This is a genomic window from Pseudoxanthobacter sp., from assembly GCF_036822375.1.
In the GTDB taxonomy this organism is placed as follows: Bacteria; Pseudomonadota; Alphaproteobacteria; order Rhizobiales; family Segnochrobactraceae; genus Pseudoxanthobacter.
Map to the genome: position 1 here is coordinate 1 of NZ_DAISHT010000367.1, position 1868 is coordinate 1868.

Sequence of the window (1868 nt, forward strand, 5' to 3'; positions counted from 1 at the left end):
ATCGATTTCCTGCACCGCGCGGGCGATCCGCAGACGCAGGCAACCCTGCGGCTGTTCCAGCTCGACCGGCCCATTCCGCTGTCGCGCCGTGTGCCGGTGCTGGAGGACATGGGCTTCCGCGTCATCGACGAGCGCTCGTTCCGCCTCGCCCGTCCGCAGGCCGCCGGCCCGGTCTACCTGCACGACATGACGCTGGAGCGCGCCAGCGGCGAGCCCATTGACCTCAGCGCCTTTTCCGGTGCCGCCGAGGCGCTGTTCATGGCCGTGTGGCAGGGCCGCACCGAAACCGACGGCTATAACGCGCTGCTGCTCGATGCCGGGCTGGAGTGGCGCGACATCGCCATGCTGCGGGCCATCTCGCGCTATCTGCGCCAGATCCGCACGCCCTATTCGCAGGACTATATGTGGGGCGCCTTCAACCGCTCGCCGGCTCTGGCGCGGCTGATGGTGGCGCTGTTCCATGCCCGCTTCGATCCCGATGCCGACGCCGAAGGCCGCGAGGCCCGCGTTGCCGCCGTCAGCGCCGAAATCGAGACGGCGCTCGAAGCGGTGTCGAGCCTCGACGACGACCGCATCGTGCGGCATTTCGCCAATGTGGTGAAGGCCGTCGTGCGCACCAACTTCTTCATGGCCGGGCCGGACGGGCAGCCGCCGGAAACGCTGGCCTTCAAGCTCGATTCCCATGCGGTGGACGGCCTGCCGGCACCCAGGCCGTTCCGCGAGATCTGGGTCTGCTCGCCGCGGGTGGAGGGCATTCACCTGCGCTTCGGCAAGGTGGCGCGCGGCGGTCTGCGCTGGTCGGACCGGCCGCAGGATTTCCGCACCGAGATCCTCGGCCTCGTCAAAGCCCAGCAGGTCAAGAATGCCGTCATCGTGCCGGTGGGCGCCAAGGGCGGCTTCGTGCCCAAGCATCTGCCGCCGGCCTCTGCCGGCCGCGATGCGGTGTTCCGCGAGGGGACCGAGGCCTACAAGATTTTCGTTTCCTCGCTGATCCAGATCACCGACAATCTCGTCGGCGATCAGGTGCAGCCGCCGGCGCGCGTGGTGCGCTATGACGGCGACGATCCCTATCTGGTGGTGGCGGCCGACAAGGGCACGGCGACGTTCTCCGACACGGCGAATGCCATCGCGGAAGGGCGCGGCTTCTGGCTGGGCGATGCCTTTGCCTCCGGCGGCTCGGCCGGCTACGACCACAAGAAGATGGGCATTACCGCCCGCGGCGCGTGGGAGGCGGTGAAGCGCCACTTCCGCGAAGTGAACGTCGATATCCAGACCGCGCCGTTCACGGTGGCCGGCGTCGGCGACATGTCGGGCGACGTGTTCGGCAACGGCATGCTGCTGTCGCGCCAGATCCGCCTTGTGGCCGCCTTCGACCACCGCGACATCTTCCTCGATCCGAACCCGGACCCGACCACCAGCTTCGCCGAGCGCGAGCGGCTGTTCGCGCTGCCGCGGTCGAGCTGGGCGGATTATGACCGGGCCTTCATTTCCGCCGGCGGCGGGGTGTTCTCGCGGCAGCTGAAGTCCATTCCGCTGTCGGCGGAGGTGCAGGCGGTGCTGGGGCTTTCGCAGGCCCACGCCACGCCGCAGGAGGTGATGACGGCGATCCTGTCGGCGAAGGTCGACCTGTTGTGGTTCGGCGGCATCGGCACCTACATCCGCGCCTCCGGCGAGACCGACGCCGATGCCGGCGACCGTGCCAACGATGCCATCCGCATCGACGCCACGCGCGTTCGGGCCCGGGTGGTGGGCGAGGGCGCCAATCTGGGCGTGACCCAGCGCGGCCGCATCGAGGCGGCGCGCCGCGGCGTGCGCATCAACTCCGACGCCATCGACAACTCGGCCGGCGTCAACACCTCCGACGTGGA

General features: G+C 69.2%; 1 protein-coding gene. It reads left to right on the top strand.

The window, feature by feature from the left end:
- Positions 1-1868 (top strand): NAD-glutamate dehydrogenase domain-containing protein (locus tag V7067_RS17675; RefSeq protein ID WP_334177193.1); only part of this gene is annotated, 1868 nt, incomplete at both ends.